General features: G+C 33.4%; 1 protein-coding gene. It reads right to left on the bottom strand.

Annotated elements, in window-relative coordinates; translation table 11 throughout:
* Positions 1-504, bottom strand: a 504-nt coding sequence (locus tag E1171_RS06805) for a tetratricopeptide repeat protein (RefSeq protein WP_222931430.1), incomplete at its 3' end; no start/stop codon positions are given.
* Positions 505-581: the final 77 nt, after the last annotated feature.

Here is a 581-nt window from a genome sequence, read left to right as displayed (position 1 = left end):
TTCCTTATACATGGGTGATTCACTTCGGCGAATAATAACTTCTTCTTGTCTTTTTTTACAATCTGCAATCATTTTCATGACAATTTGGTCTTCTAGAGAATCATACTGTAAAGATTTATGAAAACTAAATAGCGCCAATGAATCATCCCATAATGCAATGAAATTTAACCCTATATTATAATATGCATCACCAGGCCGATAGTTTTGCTCGGCAGCAATCAAAAAATCAACAACCGAGGCCTCCCTTCTATCAATGCTATTTTCAGATAAGGAGTAACCTCTTTTGTAGTGATACTCTCCATTTAGGGGGTCTAAATTTATTAGTTTTGTAAGGTATTGGATAGCTTCTTGGTAATTATCTTTTTCATATGAAGCATTCGCCAAGTTAATCAATTCTGTCTTAGTGTTACTGTTATGATCTGCTTGCTTCTTCGATTTCTTTTTTTCTTTATTGATTCCACAACCACTAACAAAAACCAAAAGAATAAAGAATATCTTTTTCATTTAGTGGCCCTTTTAAAATTAAAAATCATACCCCATAGGAAGAAAACCTGTACCCTTTTGGGTATTTCCCACATAAG

Source organism: Xanthovirga aplysinae, assembly GCF_009711365.1.
Classification (GTDB): Bacteria; Bacteroidota; Bacteroidia; order Cytophagales; family Cyclobacteriaceae; genus Xanthovirga; species Xanthovirga aplysinae.
Note: the sequence above shows the minus strand (reverse complement) of the source record. Positions and strands in the feature narration are given on the sequence as shown.